We start from the raw sequence: 22,577 nt of genomic DNA, 5'->3' as shown, positions 1-22,577 counted from the left end.
CTTATTTCTTTGTTTGGCAGTTTTCCTTTGGTCCATGGATTTTCGGATCAGTATCATCACAATCGCATTCCGCAGAGTTACGGTACCCGTCTCCGTCTTGATCTTCTCCACCACCAAGAATAACCAAACAACCTTGCTCAGTATCGGTTTTGTTTTGTGTCGCTCCAATGGACACAAGAAATTTCTTCACCATGCTACTGCCAACAAATGCAAAGATTGCCAAGAACAACAAGGCAAGGATTAAGAGAACCAGCAACCAGGGGACATCACCTTTTTTTTGCTTGATGAACTTTAGTTGTGTCATTTTTTTCATAAACCCTCACCCTGTTTCTCGCTTTGTACAGCATACTTTTTTTTCATCGCAATCAACAAAAGGAACCTCTGTTTCTGTTTTTGGATCGCATGATGACTGACACGTTCCTCTAAGAGCTTTACAGGTAATTGTGCAACAAACCCGATCCTTAGGACAGGTTAAATCGACCTGACCAAAACCCGAACAGGATCCCTGAGCAACACATTCCCCACCCTTTGTTTCGCAGTCCTCAACATTCTTGTTAAAGAAGCGTATTTTGCCAGTCATAAGCATGACAATGATAATCAGTGCAATAAGCGCAAGAGCAGCCATGACCACATAATTGATGGGTAAACCCTGGCCTTGTCTCTGCTGTTTATTGTTCACGGAAGTTCACCACCAGTTCAGCAGGCATTACCACATCTGCGATATCATCCTGCCATGAAGAAACGCTTGCTGGATCGGCAAGAGTACTGAGCAATAAAAATGATTCCTGGGTGTCAGCAGAGGTACAGGTAAACGGGGCTGGGCTTATTGACGGCAAGAGAAATCCCTCAAGTTCTTGGTCGTCACAATTACCATCCTCATGCGCCTTGGCAAGTACATCAGTACACTCTAAGGTAAGCCCGCCTTCATTACCCCTATCAACAAGATGCCCACAAAAGGATTTGGTAACACCATCACGCATCAATTCGTTATTCATTTCAAAGTGCATCACGTCAATCTTATACTGAAGCACGTCAGCAAAGGATGAAGCCGTAGGAGCAAGGGTAAAGGAAAATATTGCCTTAACTTCTTCACGGTTCTTTCCTTCTTTATCTTGGGCAAAGACAATGAGATTATAGTTTTGTCCCTCAAGGAGGTTTTTGATTTCAACCGTATATTTATCTTCGGTAGGGGACGCTGGGATGGTATACTGTGGTGACGCTGGTTCTTTTTCACCCTCTTTGAAAAGGAAAACAAGAAACTTCTGAAAGTCCTTATTCTTTTCTTCCATCTCCCAAGCAATGGTTGTTGTCAGATAATCGTTTTGTTCAACATGTAAGGTAAAGGCATGTTCAGGAGCTTCGCACAACGACAATCCAAAGGCTAGGGGGACTTTACAGAGCGTATCACTCAAACCCTGTGCCATGCTTTTTCCTTTGAACGGGATAAAGAGACCAATACCAAAAACCACAAGCACGAGGATCCACACGGTAATTTCCCATTGCATCTCCGCCTTTTTATTCGCTACATTAAAGGGTTTCATGGTGAATGGGGGTTCGATTTCTGTCTCATAGGTTCTAATAGATGTTACTAAAAAAACTGGTTACTCCTTCCAGATTTCCTTTAAGGATAAAGAGAATGATAAACAGGACAACTAAGGTTACTAGAATCAAGATAAGGGTAACTAAACTCCATTGAATAGACGCTTTTCGCTTAGGTTGGGGGATTGATAGCGGAATCATTTTGTCGCCAGTTGCTTTGCTCTATCTTGCAAATTTCTTACTATCTCACTGCTATCTCAGTTATATCTTCGTATCAGTTACTCTATTTAAGGGTTTCTGCGTGTTGAGCTAGGTAGTCCAAATCTTAAGGTGAAAGTATGGTCTGTTTTGCCGGGAGATAATCACACTCTAAACTACTCAAGTATTCTGTGGTATACGGTACCAACATATAACCAACATTGGCTGTCTGTTCAATGGTTCCTGTCTTTTGGGCAACTGCACCCCCCGCCAACGCGCCTGTACCTGCACCAGCGCCAATGATCAGGAGAACAGGAATAGTACCTACGCCACTAAACAAGGCAATGCCTAAACCAACAGCACCAAGTGCACCCGAGCCACCACCAGTCCATTCCCAAAATGCTGAGGTTGTCTCACCGCCTTTGTTGTACATAAAGATGGTTGCTAAATCAGTGTCTTTTGTGGTGATTACCTCGTCAGGAAAAGACGGAGCTTGTGCTTGTAATGCTGCACGATTTTCTTCAGGAGAAATTCCGGTGAGGTATTCATAATAGGATATCTCTTCCAGACTCTGGTTATCAAGAAGACGCTGAAAGGTATGATCCATCAGATAGTTCTGAATCTCTTCAGGGGTAAAGGTAAGTTCATTGGTAAACTCTAGGCGATGACAAACCACACAGTAATTGGTTTCCTTGTCCAGCAGAGCATCGAAGACACCTTTATTTTTAAAAAGGTTCAGCCCATCACCATCAAACTGCCACTTACATTTTCGCATAGCTTCGGCAATCTCATGCAAGGCATCATCATTCTCACGAGCTCTATTCTTGATGTGCTGCGTTGGACATTTAATATCAGAGGAAACATCAACACCCTTGATATGTAGTCCTGCATGAGCCAGCACACTATCACGGCAGATCTGCTCAGGCACAGTTCCTCGAAGAATATTTCCAACGCTTAACTCTAATTTTAGCATGATAAATAAGATAACCAACGTAATAACTAGTCCAACAATAACATACTCACCAAAATGATCTGCCTGTCCTCTTTTTCCTCTTTTTTGACGTATCATATATTCTCGTTTGAGAGTACGATGATTTTATTTTTGTGGATTGTGATGGACTAATTGACATCCCAAATCGCCAAGATGCTCGGCATCAACAAACACAACCATTGCAGCTGTACCAACCTGTGCAAACCACGTGAGGCTGATAGAGGTTCCATAATACACCACATAATATTTCTGGGAGGGACTAATGCAATCGTTTCCTGGAACTAAAGCAGTATCTTTACCAAAACGATCCTCAACATCGCTTCTGTAAGCATCTAATGTCGTCTGACTTCCATAGAGATAGGCAAAATACGTTTTGTTTGTCCCATCAAAATTTCCTGCTTTCCACGACTGCATCTTCTCGTTTGACAGCGTATCAAATAATCCACAGACCTTTTCTTGAGCAAAATCAACCTGAACTTTTCTTTCGAAATCAATTTCTCCGCCGATAAAACAGGCAACATCTTTTCCGAAAAGACTTTTTTCGGTACTATGAGCAATGCCTTCTATGGCCTGATACCAGGTCAAGCGTGCACTGTTTGCAAATTCATTAAAGATAACGGTTTGATCAAGCTGCTCATCATCCCCGTTATCTTCTAAAACCTCTTTGTAAGAAAATATCTTCTGGTAGGTCATGCATTGTTCAGGAAATCCCTTGATTCCTGTTGGTGCATAGCGATCTGCAAGCAATCCAGAACGGCAGGATTCAATAGCACTCCCTCGAGTAAGGCTTGCATAGAGCTTCGTTGTTAAAGGAAAAACAACCATGACTAATGCAGCTACAACAAAGAGAATAACTGCAAGTTCCTTTGCTGCAATGCCTCGGGTATTCATGGTAAGCGTCGTTGTTAAGGTTGCGAGTGAAGTTTAACTGAAAAGTTGTCTGGTTATCGACCAAAAAATAGCGACAAGCACGATAATAATGACGGCAAAAAGTACCAACAAAATAATCGTCTGCAAACTTAAATCCAAACCTCTTTTCTGCACCATACAAAAGTTATCAACCAAGAGAATATATAAACCTTTTGCTCATTAACGACGAAGAGAACATAAGGAACAGAGAGGGTATAGCTCTCGGAACCAAATCTTTTTAATCAAGAGATAAATAATCTACTTTGACTGTTCTTTTATGATCTTTAAGACAATAAAATTTTCCCCGATCTGATTGACCCTTATTTTCTTCAAAAAGTGAGGGACTTCCCCAACTCCAAAATCTAAGAACTATCCCGCAATAATCTCCGCCGTCACGTGCCATTGCATAAACATGCCACCTATGATTTCCTTCTCTATTAACCCAACGAGTCTCTTTGTGAACAATGAAGCTGTATTTTGTTCTTTTCTTAATCTCCCATTTTAACTCCAATTTGTTTAATGTAAGAAATTCTTTAAGTTCTTCTTTATTTATTGCACGATATAGAAACATATATTATTTTTATCAGTCTATTATTATATAAAGATTTCGCTTGCCATTTAAACAATGCTCATCCGTCACCACTAAACAATATTTATAATCTCCAAAATAATTCTTTACGCTATGAACCAATACGAAGAAAAACTAAAAAAGTTTTTACATGATAAAAACATTCAAGGTGAACATCTACATTTTAGCCAATCATGTCACTCTGTAGAGGAAGCAGCACAAACTGCAAATGCAAATACCGATGACTTTGTTAAGAACATCTGTATGATTGATGCACAGGGGAACCTTATTGTTGCTATTGTTAAAGGTGAAGACAGAGCGAGTACCTCACAGGTTGAAAAGGCCTTGCATATTCAACGACCAAGAACCGCTACACCCCGGGAGATTTTAGAGAAGACAGGTTATCCTTGTGGTGGAACTCCCTCGTTTGGTTACGAGGCAAGATTTCTCATTGATCAAAAAGTAATGGAAAAACAAATAGTTTATACCGGTGGTGGTTCTGAAAATTCTCTGGTAAAGATTTCTACCCAAGAATTACAAAAAGCGAATCATGCTACTATTGCTAGGATAAGAAAGTAAAGTAAAAGGAGCGAATTTCACAACTCACAGCATTCTCCAGGGCAATCTTTCCATGGCTGGTTGTCTTTTTTGGGAATGAAAACACCTTGTTCGGCCTCACAGGTACCCTTAGATTCATAGCACTCCCGTTCAAGACCTGGCATTTTACATATTCGTTCGTAAGAAGTCCCACTCTCGTTGATATCCTTACCAAAGATCCTCAACTGTGTAGTAAAGATTACCAGAAGGACAATAAGTACAATAATAACAAGGACGGCAATAACAACTGTTGTCAGAGAAAGTCCCTGGCCTGATCTCATCGTTCCACCACAAACTATTCTACAAAAGCTCACAACCGCTTTAACAGCAAACTAAATCTAAAGCGTAAAAATTGTCAGATACACCACAGCGATGGCGGCTGACGGATTTGCTCGGCAAATCCTACGAAGTACCCCGCAACTGGTTACGCTCAGTTGACACGCAAGGAAGAGCATAAAGCTCTTCGCCGTGGCTATCCAGGCAACACGAAGGCCACGAAGTGCAACTTTATGTTGCACCTTTTTGATCAAACTTCGGTAAAGTTTGGGGGGCGTCCCCCCCTTCGTCAGCGCCCATAAGGCGTGCGACGAGCCGAGGGTTGGCTCCTTCGGAGCTGGGCTCGTAGGACAAAACCGAAGATATGAGGTTTTGACCGTCGCACTGCCATAAGCGGCGCTGTAATTGTAAAAGTTTGCTGAAATAAACACTTTACGTTAGAGGAATTACAATATCTGAATGCAACAGACATTTCCGGTTGGACTTCCATCTGGTGTTTTCTCACAGTCACTATTGGGAATCTTTGCATAACCAGAAGGACATGCATTTGCCTGACACTGTCCACCTTTTGAAACACAATTTTCAAGATCAGCACTAAACAATCTGATCTTTCCAGTAAAGATAAGAACCAACACAATGAGAACAATAAGGACCAAAACAGCTATGATAATGGTGTTTAAACTTAATCCCTGGGCTTTGGTTTGTTTCTTGTTTCTGTACATCGGATCATCACCATAACCTACTTATTACTTCCACTACCCGACTTCTACTCTATCTACGTCATATCAGTTTACGTCATCTCTCTGTTGACGTCATCTATCTGTTGTGACGTCATGCTAGGGGCATGCAACACAGATCGTTTGTCGGATCCTTATCATTATTGCAGTTCGTGTTTTTGATGACATACTGATCAGGTCCACAGGAGCCACTGCACGTACCACCTTTTTCCTGACAGTTGGTTAAACTTTTCCCGAAGAGATCGACTTTTCCGGAAAAAATAACCACTAAAATAACCAACACAATAATGCCAAGAGCTGCAATAACAATCACATTAAGGCTTAATCCTTGAGCCTTTGTCATACCTAAACACTCAATTCCAAACAACAGACTTCATCGGTTGGTTCACCGCTCTCATCAGCACATTTCCATGCATTGTAGTTACGGAAACCCTCTTCACAATCAGGACCTGTTTGACACTCGCCGCCATTCTGAACACAGTCCTTAACCTGGCTTCCCCAGATATTAATCTTACCCGTAAAAATAAGCGCTAAGACCACAAGAACAAGTAATGCTAAGGCTGCAACAATGATAACATTTAATGAAAGACTCTGAGCTCTTTTGTGCATGAATACCACCTCTTCGCTTGTTAGCGTTTTCTGAATCGAATAACCCCTTAAGGAGGAGGGTATATATAAAGGTTGTTATCGTTTTTAAATGCTCGAAAAGGTTATCATGACCTTAAGGAACAATGCCACCAAAATGGCGTGGGCGTCCTTGAAACACCTTCTTGAGTGTTTCAGGATCATATCCCTTAGGAACCTTACCGGTATCAGCATAGATAAAAAGGACCGTATTAAAGACGCTATTCGCTACATTAAAGATCAGAATGACTGCTAAGAAATAGAGCACCGCAAAAGTAAGAGCAATAAATATGCCTACCAGTCCAAATACTGAAAGAGCGAAAAAAAGAACTACGGCAATAATAAACCCAAGGATAAGAAAGAGAAATTCCATCAATCCAAGACCATAATACCGTATCAAACTCTCTCCCCAGGTCTTCTGCAAGATTTCAAAAGAACGTTTAATGGCTGCAAATGGACCAAGATTGTAGTAAACCATACCAGGGACGACAAAGATCGTAACAATACTCCACATCATGCCAAAGAGAGATGCCAATATTCGAGTAAATACAGCCATACCTCTTCCTCGACCTTGACCTAGCTGTTCAAGCATACGCAAGAGTAATCCAACGGTAGCAGCAACAAGACTCCACTGTAAAATAAGAGGGAGCTTTTTCAGGGCAAATCCGAGACTTTCGGTAAACGTTGCATTCTTTCCTGAAAAACGCTGTTTTGTCGTGTAGACAACACAGACATTAAAGAACGTAGCAATAAAGGACAGCCCTAAGTACGTAAAAAAGAGGAGTCCGTATTCCAACAACCCATATTCCTGCGTTACACCATTGATAAGATGCACGATAATGGTGGGAAATAAGATGACTACTATGAAAAGCAGAGAAAAGATACCTCCACATAAGGGAAAGAGCAAGAGCTCTTTGTCCTGTTGCATAACACGAAAACTAAGCTTGGTCAATTCCCAACTTCGTGCAAAAACACCTACCATGATAAGGTAAACATATTTCTGCTATATAAGTTTTGTTATAGGTTAGTGTAAATCGAGAACCTGTTATAATAGAAAACCTAAATTTTTAATATTATTTGTTAGGTTTTCTAGTATATAATAGAGGAAAAAACATAGTAAATACTATTGTCCTCTATTATAGAACCAAGGGCGTCAATGTTTACGAGTAATGTATGGGCACACTGGATAAGATGGGCTTAAGGCTTACATAAATCCAAGCGGATCATTAACGGGGCACCAGAAGCAAGAGGAAGGGGTTGTAATCCGGGTTTTTCTTTTAATGCAGCAGCAGAACAGTTGCCATCGACACTAAGAACACTCTGCGGAGGAATGGTAGCAATGGTTGCATTAAAGGTATACCTTCGATGCCATATGCCAAAGGTCTGGTTGAATATAAGAGGAAGGGTTTTGTTGAGATAACTGCACGAGGTGTTTCCATCACCGCAATCAATGCTTTCATAGCGGGCACAATCTTCAAGCAACTCAGTCATACTCAAGTCTTTACACGTCGTCGTTACTTTCAACAATGAGGTAATCATGTTCTGTGCCATCTCGACATCAGCAAAGGTTGCTTGGACATTTTCAGCGGGTTTAAGAAGCACAAATCGAAGGACAAATAACATCCCTAACGAAAGCAAAACCATAACCATCAAGAGTCCGAGAATTTCAATCTGTGCTTTCAAAGATTTTTTTCTCGTCAACTTCATCCAAAAATTCGCTCCGCTCAGATTAGCAGCTTCAAAGTGCTTGATGTTATCTGCATTTGCCGACATTCCCCGTAAGGGACATCCCCCTTGTCGGTTGGATTCAATAATGTGATGGGACCTTGCCCTGATGCTGCTAACCTTTTTTTTGGATGAAGTTGTGCTCATCGCTGATAAACCTCCACGACAAGGATGCCTAAACTATAACGCTGGGGATGCACTGAATCGTCTAGTAGTGAGACAGGAACTCGGGTAACAATCGTCGATCCATTGTACGAGGTATTGTAAAGTACCCATACCTGCCCGGTAGAAGGAAATATTTCTTCAACAGAGATCGTACTATAGAAAAACTGATCATAATACCGCAGCCTATTTTCCTCCATGATAGCATCAGACGCTTGAAGTTTGAGTATATCAATACAGTCTAAGGTAGGAATGTTTGTCGTACTACAACGTAATTCAGGAAGATAAGAAGCAATTTGGCTTATCTCAACAGCACGCTGCTGGAAGTTCTCATGCATCTGTGTCTGTGTCTTCGTTGTAAAAATCTTTGAATAAAAGATAAGTCCAAAGAGCAGCAAGATAAAGAAAATAAACAAAACAGCAACAGTTTCACCAATTTTAACTTGAGATTTTTTGGGATTGAAAATCATCATTGCACCGTAAAGTAATCTTACATTGTGTACTAATACATAACAGGACAAGAGTACAACTGCACCAATTTATTTTGTGTCTCTAATTCTTGGGACAGTTGATAAAGGCGTTCTGTGTTTGCTGCCGTAAATCTGTCTGAAGCAGTAGCCATTCCTTCAAGGATTGACGACCCTGAAGGAACACGGCAACAGGCGTCTTCATAATAATCCTCACAATTGCTTGTCAGTATGCTTTGGTGATATTCCCACAAGGTTCTTGTTCTATTTTGCAGTACTGTAGTCACAATGGAAAGTTTAGCAAAGGCTTCATTCATAGCACAGGTGTAGGTCTCTGGAGTATCACTATACATTGCACCAAGCAGAGATTCTCTACTAAGATAAGAAGCATTGCTCTGGTAGATAAGCTGTGCACCACGCTTTTGATAAAACGCAATAGTTCCATATCCCTCAAGACCACCGTTTATAGGAGTAATAACAAGAGCAGTAACATCTTCATCAGGCATATCCTTGAGTTCAGTAGAAAACAGCGTCAAAGATGGATCCCTGTTTACCATGATAAACCTTACTTTATAATGATTCTGTGATGCGGTCTGCCCAATACTGGTTGTATTCATCTCCTTGGTAATATTGTCAGGCATACTTGCAAAGAGTGCTTGACCATAACCCTCTGCATCACTTACAAAGATATAACGAATTTCCGGAGAGGTTAGGTAGACAAAATTGGTTGCGGTAAAAGGTACTGCCCAATCTCTGGTAAGCACAATAATCTTTCCTGACTGTGATTGCAGGAGATTCGGAGCAAACATCACTCCTTGACGAAAGGGTTCTAGATTGCCAATCTTAAAACCATCACAGGAATAAGTAACAGGGGTGTTATGAACGGTAATTGCAAAGGTTTTTCCATCACTAACCATTGCATTGGTCAAGATCGTTCTCAGATCCACTTTAATCTGCGCATCAATGGTTGTTTGACTAACGGATTTTTGTTTTTGCACAATACTCACGAAAAAGATAAGGATAATGGCTCCGATAATTAAGATAAAAATCCAATGGAATTGCATTTCTTCGCCCTTTTTTTTTTTACTCATTTGTCTAATTGCTTCATCTATTATTAGAACTTATTGCCAAGAACTGACAAGCGTATAGCTGCCTTGTCCTTCTAATCGTAGCGTAATCCTTCCATTAACCGGCGTAAGGCACAGCCAGCCTGGATCAGGAACACGGAGATAATTGACATTAAATGATCCTTTCATGAGTTTATCAACAAAAAATACATTGGCTGGATCACTTGATTTCCATGCATCACAGATAAGCGGCTCATACGCAGTAATGTCCAATGAATCACAGAGATCTGTTTGCTCAGCCTGTGATGAATGTTCACGATCAACAAAACAGATTTTGGTATATTCAGCAGGAACATCGAGTACTTTTTTAGTTACGCTTCCATAACCCGTACTGGTTTCTACGGTTGCAGCAAAATCATTTTTAAATTGAATTAAGGCGACTGTTTTTGTTTGACTCATAAAACCCTTAACTGCTTGATACCCATAAAGAAGTACAGCACTAACAATAATCATAGCAAAGATATACATCATAATTTGGGTATGGGCTTGGCTTTTTTTTTGCATGGTTTTCATAACGTGGAAGGCTGCTACTCTTTATTTTTAACGAAACGCATTATGGTTTATCTTTTTGCGTTGTTTTAGCAGAGGTTGTTTGAGGAGTCGTTTCATAAGGTCCCATGGTGGTATGAAGATCAAACATCACGTCAGCAATATCTTTCTTAGAGAGAATTCCTTTTTCGCTAAGCTTTAGCAAGACATCATTAACATCTTTTCTGGTAATCTTGTCCAGCTTCAAGAAATAACTCAAGATCTCCTTAAAGACATTTTTCCGTTCCTCTTTGCTCTTGTCAACTCCTACACTCTTTAATACCGAGAACAAATCTTCAGTGTTCGCAGTCTTGAGCTGGGCAAGTTCTGCCAATTGATCAAGGATATTTTCTTCCAACTTATTGCCAACCATTGCCCGGAGTTCCTCAAAAATATCTGCCTTTGTCCCTTCTTTTATCTCTTTTGTTGTCCCAGTGTTCACTTTATCTCCCACTCTTCCATCGATCTTTATCCCTGCTTTTTTTTCAGAAAGTTCGTGACCTGCATCTTTTCCTGATGCTGAAATAGTAGAAAGCTCCTGGAAGATGTCTGCACCAACCTGTTCTTTCAACTGTTTCTTTGACAACCCCGTCACCTTGGAAAGCTCTTCAAAAACATCCTTTCCCTGTGCAAGGCCTTTGACACTCTTAAAACCTGGCGTGATAGTTTTTTTCTTCTCGACATATGCTTTAAGATCGTCAAGCGTAACATAGTCTTGAACAGTTGATGCTGTTTCCTTTTTTTCCTGATCTTTTATTTTTCCAGAAGGGCGCTTCCATACCAGTGGCAATTTTTCGGGTAATTTTCCAAGAGGTCCAAACTTTTCCAAGATTTGGTGCCTCTGTTCAGTTCGTTCTTGAACCACTTCTTGCTTCTTGACCTGTTGCTGGCGAAGTTGTTCAGAAGTTAAGGTTCGTCGTTGAGGAAGTACTGGCCTCTTAATCGGATGCTGGACATGTTTCTGATAATACCCATAACCAAGATAACCTGCCCCACCAAGGAGGAGAACAACCAACAGAATAATCCATACCAAACCCCAGATGCTTGATTGTTTGAAATCATTAGGATCAATGGGATTAGTGAGGTCAACAAGAACCTCCTGTCCATCAGAGTAACTATCACCATCAGTATCTGCTATTGTTGGACTAATAGGACGTTGGGTGTCTGCAAAATAAATGTATTCCTCATAGTTCGTCATGCCATCTCCATCAGAATCATTATCTCTGTCATAGGTCTGTGGATCAAGTCCATACTGCCTCTCCCAATCATCAGGCATGCCATCGCCGTCAGAATCCAGTGATGTTCCCATGCCACATTGACCATAACGGCAGTTTCCTGAAGCACAATCAGCATCTTGATTACAGGATTGGTCTTCCGCGCATTTTCCACAATTTGGACCGCCGCAGTCAACATCGGTTTCATTTTGATTTTTGATATAATCACTACATGTTGCAAGAGCACAGGTCTTGTTAAGCGCTGCACAATAACCACTCAAACAATCATTATCCACAAAGCATCCCTGACCCATTAAACAACTCGTACAGGAATAACCGCCACAGTCAATATCTGTTTCAAATCCATTCTTCACCGTATCACTACAGGTTGCTTTTTTACAGATATCATTTTGACAGTAATTGCTTCGGCAATCAGTACTTGTCTTACAAGATTTTCCATCAACACAAGCCTCACAGTTCTCGCCACCACAGTCAACATCGGTCTCGGAGTTATTGCTGTCCTTTTCATCATTTGAACAAAGTTTCTCAATACACTTTCCTGATGCACTGCAGTAATCGCTCAGACAATCGGAACCGTAATCACAGTTCTTTCCTGTTTCACAAGGTTCGCAATTTTCACCGCCACAATCAACGTCTGTTTCATTTTGGTTTTGAATACCATCACGGCAGCTGACTGCTTCTGGTGGCTGACATGTGGTGTCCACTTTGATTGCAAGATTTGCAACATCACTCCACATACCCACGCCATTTTGGGCAATAACATTCCAATAATAGGTGAATCTATTGGTAAGGTTTAATCCAGTAATGGTTGCTCCTGTTCCGGTCGTTGTCGTCCAATTGGTAATGCCTGGTTTGTCTGGATAGACGCCTAAGGAATAATTATAAGCAGCAATGCCCGAGAGATTATCATCAGCCATCCAACTGGCTGCAATTGTTGATAAGGACCATGCACAGTTATCTTTATAAGATGTCGTGATGTTGGCTTTTCCTGATTTTGAAGTGTCAACAGCAAAGGTGAGGGTTTCTTCAAGTGGACCAGCTGTTTCAAACTGACATTGGACATAGTAGGTGTATCTTCCCTCAGTAAACCGCACCGGATCACTGTACCATTCTTTACCAGAGCCTTTCATCGGCGTTGTTGGATTTGTTGTATTGCCATAAGTACATCCACTGACCCGTTTATTAGTACTTACTCTGAACACGAGGCTGATGTTGGACGTTAATATTGGGGGTTGATAAATAGTCATGTCTGCCTGGGCATGAGTATCAACTGTTAGTGTGATAGTAGCTGGATCTGAAACCAATCGTGCGCCATTTTCACAGATAACCGTAAAGCGATAACTCTTATTATCTTGAAGTGTACGCTCATCAAACAATTGCATATTGATGGGCTGGATGGTTGTAAAAGCATCAAAGGGTATCATGGTATTATAATCGGCGTTATCAATGCCATATTTACATCGCGTATCATCATCAGTAACGACCGTTAAGTTCGTAGCTAATGGATATTCAACAATAACACCACCCCATGTGTTACTAAAGCTAACATTCTGGATAACCGGTTTGTTTGTGTCCCATGAAAGATTAAACCAGGCAGGACTACGCTCATTGACAACCTTGCTTTCGGTGAGGTTACATTTGACCACAAAAGGATATTTCCGTCCTTCGATCATCCCGGTTTGGATGTCATAATTCGTTACATAGTGCTTTTGTCCTTCTGAAACAAATGGATCCATGTAGGCATAAAGAATGTCGCTCGTTGCATAGTGACACTGAGCGTTTTCGCCTGTATGGACCTCAACATACAAGGGAGGAGAATGATTGGCTACGCCAAATACCGGTTCAATAAGCGTAACCGTAATAGGCTTACAGCTCTGGTCAATGCGAACGCCATCACTGTAGCCGTAACTCTTCAACCCTGCCCCATTCGTAGCTTCGACGCTCCAATAATATAACTGCCCTTCTTGCAATGATAGATCAGTAGCGGTAACGGTTGTATTCGAGCCAACCTCGGTCCATGACACCACATCAGTTCCTTGTCTCGTGGTTCCAATCGCATAACGATAGGTCATGGGACTGAGATCTTCGGTAAAGTTCCATGACGCTGTTAAACTAATGAGGGACCAACTACAGTTATCCGTAGTTATACTTCCAAAGAGAGGTGGCGTGAGATCTAAGGTAAAGGTTGTTGAGGTATAGATAAAGGGCATCAAACTGTCATTGCAGCCAACATAATAGGTATGGGTACCTTCATCAACATCAAGGATCGTGCCGGTATGAGTATAACCATCAATGCTTGCCAGTGGTGTTTCACAATCATCCATATTTCCCGGTTCTCTGGTGCCACAGATACGACAGCTACTTTGGCGTAACGTTTCAACTTCAAAGAAAACATCAGGAGTGGGAACAAATCCCTGATCTTCCGGATGAATAATTTCAATATCAGAGGAAGCACTGCTGTTCACTGAAAAATTAATTTGTGCTGGTGCTGTTAATAATCCTATACCATTCTCGCAGACTACAAAGTAACTGTAGAAGGTATTATCCTCTAAAGGACCGAAATAGTGTTTACTGGTTTGGGACAGCGTTTTCTTGGGGAAGTCATTAGGCTCGATAAAGGAATCAAAGGGAAACATCTCTACATATCGGGTTGTTGTTGGACTGTACTTACATCGCACCAGATCATCAGTTTGTATGGTAAGATTAGTTGCATAAACCCCTTTCTTCTCGACAATAACATTGTTTCTATTGACATTGGTTAGATCCCATTCCAGAATGACTGGCGTCGTATTGTCCCATGATAAGGGTAAAGGAATGTCATCAGTAGATTTACCATAACTATCTTGACAGGTAACGTAAAGATACTGCTGGTAAGGAGCTCCTTCATGGATGTTTCTAAAGAGATCAAATCCAAGCTTAGTGTGCAGAGTTACATTTGTATTCGGCTCATCAAAGCTGTGTTTCTCATCCCATTCGTATCCTCTACCACTGTGATAACGACAGGTTGCTGCCTGACTGGTAATCAACTGGAGACCATAAATGGGTTGGCTTGCAACACCAAATCTTGGTTGAGGAACCTGAAGGATTTCTGTGCCATTCAAATCCAAACGAAGGACAATAACGTTATCCTCTCCCTTGTTTCCGGCTTCATCCTCAGCAAAAATCGTAATGGCATTTTCACCTTCAGCAATAAGGGTTATATTCAATGAAAAGAATCCTGCTTCCGGAGTAATCGTCAAATTATCTGCTGCATAGGGATCAACCTCGGCAAAAAGCGCAACAACATCCTCACCAGTATATGTCCCGTGAACCGTTACCCCAAAATTATCAGCTTCAATCTGATACAGCTCACCTCGCGTAATTTCTCGAATTGCTCCTGGAGAGGTTACACTAGTTATGGTTATCTCTGGCGGTTCATTATCAACCGTAAGCATACTTTCCTTGGTAACACTATTTCCTGCACGGTCTGTTAAGGTGACAACAACAGGATAAATCCCAGACTCAACCTCGGGAACAGGGAAGGTCTCCTCATAATATTTCCCCAACTCAATAGAATCCATGATATAACTCTCACTCGTAAATGTAAGATTCCGCTCCTCGAGTTCGTATGCCTCAGTCTGAGTCAAGTTCGCACCTACAGTCAAATTCAGACCAGAAGCAATGACTGGCTTACTCAGTTGCAAGGTAAAGTCAGGAGCAGTACTATCAAGGAAAATGAGGTAATCCCACGTACCATTAGGCCCTAAACTTCCATCGGATAACTGCTTCTGAGCGCTGATGTTCAGGATATGATCTCCTTCACCAAGCATTGTCCGTGGCACGAGCGTAAAGGTATGATTGTCTGCTGTTGTTACTTCGAGTAATGGTTTCTCGGGCAACAATTCGTATGCCGTCAGGGTTATGTTTTCAGTATCGGTAAACTCGAGACTCATCAATGAGGGTGAATGGTTGAGATACTGTAATTCACCATAACTCCCTATAGACGAGTAGGCACCTTCAACGCTTAAGATCGGCTGATTCGGGGCATTGGCAACAACAACAAACTGCCATGATGTAGCAAGCATGTTGCCTCCCCTATCTTCTACAATAAGCGCAACCGCATAAAGGCCATCCTGCAAGGAAGGAAGAAGATAATTAAATGTATAATTGTATGCTAGACTCTCTTCAGAGATTGTAACGGTAAAATCATCCCAGAGTAAGGTCTCGTTGAGAGACGTTCCATTAATGGTAAGCATGAATGCATCTTCCTTTAATCCGGATCCAGAGTCCTCTATATAGAGGCTCATATTTCGTGGATTTCCATTAATCTTCTCTCCGTCACTGGGAGAATACGCAAGAAGTTGCAGGGGATTTCCATCTTTAAAGACGGTATAAATAGTAACTCCTTCCTGGGTGTTATTAAGTTCATCAACAGAACTTGCCCAGAAGAGATTTTCTGCATTACCCTTAAATGTGGGAGTAGAGAGACCAAACCAGCTGGGCAAAACGTTTCTGCTATGCGCGGCTGCAGTCGTCCCTGTAAGTTCTTGCTCAAGAGCAGGGCTAATATTCAACAGGCAGTATGGCTCTATACACGAGACTGCGGTAATGGCATACAGCAGATTATAAGCACCGTATGCTTCACGGTTATGATTGGCAAACTGTATAAAATTCTCGGTACTATTAAAAGCAGAATAACGGTAACTATAGGGAAGGGTAATCAGTTGTTCGCCTTGTGCAGCATCAAAAACCGTTGCATCTTTTTCTAAAAGTGTTACCGAGTGATTTATGGCAGTGCTCGTTTTGAGTATGGATGTTTCAGGCTTAACATTCAGCATTACTTTTGCAGCGTCAGCTGTTGCTGTTCCGGTGATAAACAGCACATCCTTATTGGTGTAATAGGTTAGCCATCCATCACGGTAGAGGTAGTCTGGATACATATCGTAATAGTACGGAGTTCTATAGAACCATGAAGGTTCAAGAATCGGTTCAGGGGGTGCAGCACAGTCAAGAGTAAATCCTAGTGTTCCTGTTCCCTGATGTCCCCTAGTATCATTTGCAACAACCGTCATTAATGCGCCGCCTTCATAGCCATAAAAGGGACCTAGAGGAACCAGCATGCGATAGATGAAGGTTGTATTATCGACCGTGTTCAGAAATGCGAGTGGAATAGTCTCATCTAAAGCAGTATAACTAAACGCAATAATCTCTTTGATTGGCTCAGAGGCAACAAGTTCAACCCAGTAATTACGCGGTTCTGGCTGGCACCCAACAAGCGTCGTGTTCTTGGTGAAGAGCTCATCCACAAAAATAGTCATGGTAAAGTTTGGTGCAATCGTGTCATTGACGATGAACCATTGCGCAAAGGTTTGGTTTTGACCGTAATTATCATAGGCAGTGTAGAGAACAGTATAATTGTCTGCCAAAGGGAAATAGATCGTTTTATCAAACGGTATTCCAGCATTCCAGTGACGGAAATCAGAAGAGGTCATCCATGCAGAATAATTCTCAGGCTTCATGTCGTGGTAATCTAGGTAAAGACTAACATTGGTTATATCGCCGATCCACAGATCATTGAAAAGCTCAACACTAAAGTTTACCGGGCTTCCATATTCCACCACGTCAGCATGATACCCAAATGATTCACTGTTATCAACGCGTGTTCCCTCAGTAGTAATGTTTGCTTGCTGGAATTTTGAACCGGGAAGAACAAAGAACCACTGTTCGTAGGTAGCGGAATTATTAAAGGCATCAAATGCCTGATACACGACGGTATAATTCCCTGTTCGGTTTGCCTCGTCAAGATACTGGGAACCATTATGAAGGATGGTATGTTGCCATAGTCCCTCTCGGTAGACCATCTGCAGATCGCTAACAAAATCTCCAGAGCGATTATCATAGTAGATGGACAAATTTACTCGATCAACAATTTTTGTCCAGTTACTATCGGTGACATTAACCGTGAAGTTCAGGGCATTCCCATAGTAAAGCTCCACGCGATTGGGCGCGTCGCTATCAATCCGCCCAGAGAAGTCTGTGGTAATATTGGCATTCCAAAATGACGGAGGATAATCATCACGATACACCTGATACGTGTTTACCGTATACCTTCCTGAGGAATCATTGCCACCAACATAAATGATATTGTGGTAATCACTCATATCAAGTCCGAGGGTAGTCATGAAATAAGAGTCTGCATCTGTTGATCCGCTCGCACTGCTGTACACTTCCTGATTACTGTTGGTTATGTTTACGCCATAGCTGGTCTGACTGTAGAGTTGTTTAAACAAATCTCTAATGGAAAGGTCGTGGAGAGTAATGCCGTATTCTGGTTCGGCAAGTGAGATGCTCAGGGTTCCGTAGGAGTAGGTCAGGTCAGTGGTGAAAACACTCTGATTATCAAAGGTAAAGTTCAGCAATGCATCGTCCGCAACAAGACGAAGGCTGTGCAATATACTGAAGTCTACATCCAAAACCTCCGTTGTAGCAAGAAGCGTTTCTGTTAGTCCATCATACCGGAAGAGCTGGATAACATTAGGCGTACTAAAGGTGTTAACCCGTGCAATATAATATTGGCTACTATTTTGGCGGAAATTAATGTCCATACTAATAACATTGGTGAGGGGGTCAACATGGGTTATGTTGAGCTTTGTCGTAAGAACAAAATCTGAAAATGCAGTGACCTCACCATACAAGGGATCGAGGACATGATCTCCTTCGCTCAGGTCTGGCCAGAGTGAGCGGCTGTAGACATCGTCGAGAATCCAACCGTAGATGGTTACTCCCTCTTCTTCTGCGCCAACAACATAATAATCACCGACTTGCTTTGATGGCGTAACGGTATTGAGTTTAACCGAAGGATCACGCCGATCAACAAGAACAACATTACAGAGCGTTTCAGTAATGAGACCACCCATTTCTTTTCCCGATTGATAATCCACCGCTATGTTCTCTTTGGCATGGTAACAGACCTGTTGCGTATACTCAAACAAGGTGTAGTAAGAGTCGGGGTTAAACCAGATTCCTGGAGAACATCCCCCTTCATCATTCATGCCACAATAATCGGTTGCATTCACCCCAAAACCAAGTTCAAGATCGCCAAGAGCAGGAAGGTCTCTGCTCCTGAAATACAGAGTAGCAGCATCGCCGCCACTGTTAGTATACCACTTGCTGAAATTGAACAATGTTTCTCCTGCTCGCTCATCCGTTGTCACTAGAACAACAGGAGTAAGCTGGTCGACAACAAAGGAAATGACACTGTCAGCGATAACCGTTTTTGCACTCAGAGTCATCTTACACTTGACATCAAAATGATACTGTCGATTGAGCTCTCCACCTAGCGAAGTAACGTCAAGGATATATGAATGCGTCGTGTTAACCGGAGTTACTGCTTTGGTAAAAAGGTAATTCATGTCGTCAAAAGCTACCTGTTCATACGGTTGTGCAACAGCTGCTGCACGACACTCTGCATCTTCAGTTATGGTCATAACACTCAAATTGACATCGGTATAATTGAGGGTCTGATTGGGCAACTCGTTCAAGATGCGGGAATCTGCCTTAATTCTGACCGTAGGAGAAGGCCTAAGCTGGGTGGGATTTCCGAGTTTATCTGAACAAGTAATGCTATAAAGATACTCACCGTCCCACAATCCCTGCTCAGGGTTTGTCACTGAATCTTGCGGATATTGAACACGAAAACTGGTTGCATAGTCATCGTCATAACTTAAATTCTGCCAGCTTTTCTCACCAAAGGTTAAGGTATCAACACAATGGGCAGGTTCATTAAGGTTTACCGTAACCGTCAGATTACTGCTGTCATAAGGCTCTTCAGGGTCTGGTTGTACAGCAAAGTTTACATCAATAGCAGGACCCTCTTCATCACAGAAAAATTGATAGGTTCGAACGACCTCGAGATTATTACTCTTATCACGAGAAGCAATAAACAACCTTCGTAGTCCTGATCCCCCACATTCTTCATCAATCTCGTTGTTTAGTACAAAATCTCTTGCAACAAGGGGATTCTTATAATCACTCGGCTCTGTTTCATTGAAGAAATACTTTGTTTCTTGTATACCACTACATCGGGTTTCTGTAGAACTCGGATAATCAGGTTGACAAACAACGCCATCAATCACATCATAGGCATTGACACTAAAATTGATCCTTGCGACAGCGCCATCAACCATGCCATCAGGGATAATTTGGGTAACCGGGGGAGTAAAATCATGGTCATAGTTATTGTTTATGTTATCATCACTGGTGTCACCATCCGCGTCTTTAAAACAGCGCCCTGTTTCAGAGGTGGAATACCAACGACACAATCCAATACCAACAACATCATTGCTCTGTTGGAGTAGGTGGTTATCCCCTAAAAGGCCAGTATCCACAGCAACAGATTTATTGTTAGGATACAAACCCTCACAGGTTTCGTTGCTTTGATAATCACGGCAAACAACATCCACACGGGCTTTACAGAGATCCAACTCCTTTGGATCCAAATTTTGAATAATACCATTATGATTGAAATCCAGAGGAAGACACTGAGTGTCATCAAGCGACGTGTAGTCTCCCTGGAGGATGCACGAGACATTGGTACAGGCACCGTACACATTATTGACTGGATCATAACATTGCTCACAGTCTGTTTGCGCTGTATCTGCAGGCTTACAAACACCAACGCCTAACTCAAGATAGGCTGGATACAACAACGAGGGAGGATTTTCTCCAGGTTCCCATTGGCATGCCTGCGAGGGAATACATTTATTCTGTAAACAGCTAAAGGCTGACTGGTAATCATAACAACTGCTCACCTGGCTACAGTTATGAAAGTAATCTGCTGTGGTTAATGATGTATCGTAGTAACAATAGTCAACCTCTAAACACAAAGCCGCTTCACTATCACCAACAGTACTACTTCCATAATCTGCAAAAACTCCCAAGGGATCTTGGCAGAACTCACAAGGGCTTTTGGCAATACACTTTGCTTCATTATAAGAGGATGTATAAGGACCCATACAGTACTCTCCTTCGCCACATTCCTCAAAGGTGGTATTGGTATTGTCCGTAATCCAACAATCCTTTACCGCATTGGTTTCTCGATCACACCATTGATTGGGGTAATCTATACAGCTTTGATCGCCAGAATTAATACACAAGGGTTCTGACCAATTCGTCTGACCAGAGACATTTACCTCAACGATATAACAGTGATCGGTATGAGCAAGGGTAAATGAATCGGTAAACGGTGTTTCTGTTAGTGGAAGTGCATTCCGTTTTCCGTTCGGTAAGGCTTTATACTCTTCGAGGTTTGTAATATCGCTACATTCCCCCATGCCGGGCAAACAGCGGTAGACATTGTACTCACCACTACATTCAGTCTGCCACTCCACCAAGATTTGGTCCTGTCGTTGTTGGTTTTCTTCAACAAAACTCAATAACATGATCTGTGGTCGTGGAGGTGGGCTACACCCTTCAGGAATGTAGGGAACACACTCACGAAGACTAGGATTCAGATTAGGATATCCTGCACAGGCAACACAGTCATCACCACATGGTGAGCTAACTGTTTCGTTAGGGCACCAGAAACAGGCATTTTCCGGAGTAGTACAAGCAGTTTCATCATAAGCACTACACTCCTGTTTACAGGTGTACTCAACAGCACGTGGATAACCGTAACATGCTCCGCACACACCAAGGTCAAGACAACTTCCTGCAGGACACCAGCTACAGGCTTTGGTTGCGAGACATCCCACTTCATCTCCATTAAGATCTGAACAGGTTACCGGACAGGAACCACAGGTTTCATTATAACCATTGCCATCGCAATCACGTGCTTCTGAACCACAACAGTACACCTGGCTTGGACCATTATTCTTCTGCCAATTACATCCTAGAGAGGATGAACCAGTACAGTCCTCCTGGCTGCAATCAGGATCAGCACAATCAACAAACGCATCCATGGTTGGATCATCATTGAGATTATTCGTACAATCAATTTCTTCTACTGCTGCACATGGCTGATCACAACATTCTCCACTACAATCGACAAAAGGTCCTGCATAGGCAATTCCCGGACATGCATATCCCGGTGGGCAACACGTGCCAGAAGGCTGGTAACTACAGTAGGACAGTCCGCTACATCGTGGACTTGCAGAACAATCTGCCTGATTAGAGAAAACGGCATTATCAGCCATACAACACCAGGGATTACTACCATCAGTTTGGTTAGAGCCACAAAGACAATCCTGTTGACTGCCCTGACATGCAGTGTATGTACAGGAAGGAAGGGATGGCTGACAGTCTGCCTGACAATCGGGCTGGTTACTGTATGACTCTGCTTTCCCGTACGCATGACAACAGAACTTCCCTGAGTCAAGAAGCTCTTCGCCACACCAACAAGTCTCTGTTGTTACACCACAGGTTGGATCACAAGAAGGATAGGTACCTTCACAATAGTTCTCACATTCTCGTCTTGATTGAATTGTCGTATTGAATTCCCCACCCTCACCCTCACAAGAAAGTCTGTATTCCTGCCAGAGATATTCTTCTCCAGGGGGGCAACAACATCCTCGTTCACAATCAGGAACGTCATCACATGAACCTGGGTAAAACTGGCCACCATTGTTCGTACATTCTCCTTCAGTAGACTCTTCAACACAGGTGCCAGGAACACTTAACCCAGAACAACAACCGGTTTCATCAGCAGCAGAAAAAGGAAGAAAACTATCCAACAAAAAAAGGCTTGAAGCAACGATAAGTACCGTAACTGCTAAAAGGAAAGATGACTTTCTAAAACCATGCATGGCATAACCCCTTTTTTCTCCTGCAAATCCATGAAAAATGCAGGATGATGATCCCTAAAGATACTGGTCTCTAAATGAGCACTTATTTATATATCTTTGCTTCTTTCTCTTCG

General features: G+C 42.1%; 18 protein-coding genes. 1 reads left to right on the top strand and 17 read right to left on the bottom strand.

What is annotated here, in order from left to right; translation table 11 throughout:
- Nucleotide 1 precedes the first annotated feature (1 nt).
- The 7 genes from HYW21_03375 to HYW21_03345 all read right to left on the bottom strand — a co-directional run bounded on the left by HYW21_03375 (nucleotide 2) and on the right by HYW21_03345 (nucleotide 4,208).
- A complete protein-coding gene (locus tag HYW21_03375; GenBank protein MBI2548366.1) occupies nucleotides 2–313 on the bottom strand; it encodes a hypothetical protein in 312 nt (103 codons plus the stop codon).
- 6 nt (nucleotides 314–319) lie between these two features.
- Nucleotides 320–679 carry a hypothetical protein gene (locus tag HYW21_03370; GenBank protein MBI2548365.1) on the bottom strand — a complete coding sequence of 120 codons (360 nt, stop codon included), beginning with the start codon at nucleotides 677–679 and terminating at the stop codon, nucleotides 320–322.
- Complete coding sequence (locus HYW21_03365) at nucleotides 669–1,541, bottom strand: fibronectin type III domain-containing protein (GenBank protein MBI2548364.1); 873 nt, start codon at nucleotides 1,539–1,541, stop codon at nucleotides 669–671. The genes HYW21_03370 and HYW21_03365 overlap by 11 nt, the downstream gene beginning before the upstream one ends.
- Nucleotides 1,542–1,575: 34 nt before the next feature.
- On the bottom strand, nucleotides 1,576–1,740 hold the full coding sequence (locus tag HYW21_03360; GenBank protein MBI2548363.1) for a hypothetical protein: 165 nt from the start codon (nucleotides 1,738–1,740) through the stop codon (nucleotides 1,576–1,578).
- 124 nt (nucleotides 1,741–1,864) lie between these two features.
- On the bottom strand, nucleotides 1,865–2,806 hold the full coding sequence (locus HYW21_03355) for a hypothetical protein (protein ID MBI2548362.1): 942 nt from the start codon (nucleotides 2,804–2,806) through the stop codon (nucleotides 1,865–1,867).
- A 27-nt stretch (nucleotides 2,807–2,833) separates the two neighbouring features.
- Nucleotides 2,834–3,619, bottom strand: a complete 786-nt coding sequence (locus HYW21_03350) for a hypothetical protein (GenBank protein MBI2548361.1) — start codon at nucleotides 3,617–3,619, stop codon at nucleotides 2,834–2,836.
- Between the two features lie 256 nt (nucleotides 3,620–3,875).
- On the bottom strand, nucleotides 3,876–4,208 hold the full coding sequence (locus HYW21_03345; protein MBI2548360.1) for a hypothetical protein: 333 nt from the start codon (nucleotides 4,206–4,208) through the stop codon (nucleotides 3,876–3,878).
- Between the two features lie 111 nt (nucleotides 4,209–4,319).
- Here HYW21_03345 and HYW21_03340 point away from each other — a divergent pair, with 111 nt between their 5' ends.
- Nucleotides 4,320–4,784 (top strand): YbaK/EbsC family protein, encoded by a 465-nt coding sequence (locus HYW21_03340; protein MBI2548359.1) that lies wholly within the window; start codon nucleotides 4,320–4,322, stop codon nucleotides 4,782–4,784.
- A 17-nt stretch (nucleotides 4,785–4,801) separates the two neighbouring features.
- On the opposite strand, the gene HYW21_03335 is transcribed toward HYW21_03340, so the two are convergent.
- The 10 genes from HYW21_03335 to HYW21_03290 form a co-directional block, all read right to left on the bottom strand.
- Nucleotides 4,802–5,083: a hypothetical protein gene (locus HYW21_03335; protein MBI2548358.1), complete on the bottom strand. Its 282-nt coding sequence runs from the start codon at nucleotides 5,081–5,083 to the stop codon at nucleotides 4,802–4,804.
- A gap of 441 nt (nucleotides 5,084–5,524) precedes the next feature.
- Nucleotides 5,525–5,800 (bottom strand): hypothetical protein, encoded by a 276-nt coding sequence (locus HYW21_03330; GenBank protein MBI2548357.1) that lies wholly within the window; start codon nucleotides 5,798–5,800, stop codon nucleotides 5,525–5,527.
- A gap of 109 nt (nucleotides 5,801–5,909) precedes the next feature.
- The gene (locus tag HYW21_03325; protein MBI2548356.1) at nucleotides 5,910–6,158 is read right to left on the bottom strand and encodes a hypothetical protein; all 249 of its coding nucleotides are present in this window, start codon (nucleotides 6,156–6,158) and stop codon (nucleotides 5,910–5,912) included.
- 2 nt (nucleotides 6,159–6,160) lie between these two features.
- Nucleotides 6,161–6,424 carry a hypothetical protein gene (locus HYW21_03320; GenBank protein ID MBI2548355.1) on the bottom strand — a complete coding sequence of 88 codons (264 nt, stop codon included), beginning with the start codon at nucleotides 6,422–6,424 and terminating at the stop codon, nucleotides 6,161–6,163.
- A gap of 112 nt (nucleotides 6,425–6,536) precedes the next feature.
- Nucleotides 6,537–7,421, bottom strand: a complete 885-nt coding sequence (locus tag HYW21_03315; GenBank protein MBI2548354.1) for a hypothetical protein — start codon at nucleotides 7,419–7,421, stop codon at nucleotides 6,537–6,539.
- A 215-nt stretch (nucleotides 7,422–7,636) separates the two neighbouring features.
- Nucleotides 7,637–8,311 (bottom strand): hypothetical protein, encoded by a 675-nt coding sequence (locus tag HYW21_03310; protein MBI2548353.1) that lies wholly within the window; start codon nucleotides 8,309–8,311, stop codon nucleotides 7,637–7,639.
- Nucleotides 8,308–8,796 carry a hypothetical protein gene (locus HYW21_03305; protein ID MBI2548352.1) on the bottom strand — a complete coding sequence of 163 codons (489 nt, stop codon included), beginning with the start codon at nucleotides 8,794–8,796 and terminating at the stop codon, nucleotides 8,308–8,310. The genes HYW21_03310 and HYW21_03305 overlap by 4 nt, the downstream gene beginning before the upstream one ends.
- A gap of 32 nt (nucleotides 8,797–8,828) precedes the next feature.
- Complete coding sequence (locus tag HYW21_03300; protein ID MBI2548351.1) at nucleotides 8,829–9,884, bottom strand: hypothetical protein; 1,056 nt, start codon at nucleotides 9,882–9,884, stop codon at nucleotides 8,829–8,831.
- A 30-nt stretch (nucleotides 9,885–9,914) separates the two neighbouring features.
- Entirely contained in the window at nucleotides 9,915–10,433 is a 519-nt protein-coding gene (locus tag HYW21_03295) for a hypothetical protein (GenBank protein ID MBI2548350.1), read from the bottom strand.
- 40 nt (nucleotides 10,434–10,473) lie between these two features.
- A complete protein-coding gene (locus tag HYW21_03290; GenBank protein MBI2548349.1) occupies nucleotides 10,474–22,464 on the bottom strand; it encodes a hypothetical protein in 11,991 nt (3,996 codons plus the stop codon).
- Nucleotides 22,465–22,577 lie beyond the last annotated feature (113 nt).

The sequence above is a fragment of the Candidatus Woesearchaeota archaeon genome (assembly GCA_016187565.1).
In the GTDB taxonomy this organism is placed as follows: domain Archaea; phylum Nanobdellota; class Nanobdellia; order Woesearchaeales; family JACPJR01; genus JACPJR01.
The sequence above is the reverse complement of the archived record's forward strand: the minus strand, read 5'-3'. Positions and strand labels throughout refer to the sequence as shown.

Coding starts and splice junctions, on each gene's coding strand:
- HYW21_03375 (MBI2548366.1), bottom strand. CDS start 313: ATGAAAAAAATGACACAACTAAAGTTCATCAAGCAAAAAAAAGGTGAT.
- HYW21_03365 (MBI2548364.1), bottom strand. CDS start 1,541: ATGAAACCCTTTAATGTAGCGAATAAAAAGGCGGAGATGCAATGGGAA.
- HYW21_03360 (MBI2548363.1), bottom strand. CDS start 1,740: ATGATTCCGCTATCAATCCCCCAACCTAAGCGAAAAGCGTCTATTCAA.
- HYW21_03355 (MBI2548362.1), bottom strand. CDS start 2,806: ATGATACGTCAAAAAAGAGGAAAAAGAGGACAGGCAGATCATTTTGGT.
- HYW21_03350 (MBI2548361.1), bottom strand. CDS start 3,619: ATGAATACCCGAGGCATTGCAGCAAAGGAACTTGCAGTTATTCTCTTT.
- HYW21_03345 (MBI2548360.1), bottom strand. CDS start 4,208: ATGTTTCTATATCGTGCAATAAATAAAGAAGAACTTAAAGAATTTCTT.
- HYW21_03340 (MBI2548359.1), top strand. CDS start 4,320: ATGAACCAATACGAAGAAAAACTAAAAAAGTTTTTACATGATAAAAAC.
- HYW21_03335 (MBI2548358.1), bottom strand. CDS start 5,083: ATGAGATCAGGCCAGGGACTTTCTCTGACAACAGTTGTTATTGCCGTC.
- HYW21_03330 (MBI2548357.1), bottom strand. CDS start 5,800: ATGTACAGAAACAAGAAACAAACCAAAGCCCAGGGATTAAGTTTAAAC.
- HYW21_03325 (MBI2548356.1), bottom strand. CDS start 6,158: ATGACAAAGGCTCAAGGATTAAGCCTTAATGTGATTGTTATTGCAGCT.
- HYW21_03320 (MBI2548355.1), bottom strand. CDS start 6,424: ATGCACAAAAGAGCTCAGAGTCTTTCATTAAATGTTATCATTGTTGCA.
- HYW21_03315 (MBI2548354.1), bottom strand. CDS start 7,421: ATGGTAGGTGTTTTTGCACGAAGTTGGGAATTGACCAAGCTTAGTTTT.
- HYW21_03310 (MBI2548353.1), bottom strand. CDS start 8,311: ATGAGCACAACTTCATCCAAAAAAAAGGTTAGCAGCATCAGGGCAAGG.
- HYW21_03305 (MBI2548352.1), bottom strand. CDS start 8,796: ATGATTTTCAATCCCAAAAAATCTCAAGTTAAAATTGGTGAAACTGTT.
- HYW21_03300 (MBI2548351.1), bottom strand. CDS start 9,884: ATGAGTAAAAAAAAAAAGGGCGAAGAAATGCAATTCCATTGGATTTTT.
- HYW21_03295 (MBI2548350.1), bottom strand. CDS start 10,433: ATGAAAACCATGCAAAAAAAAAGCCAAGCCCATACCCAAATTATGATG.
- HYW21_03290 (MBI2548349.1), bottom strand. CDS start 22,464: ATGCATGGTTTTAGAAAGTCATCTTTCCTTTTAGCAGTTACGGTACTT.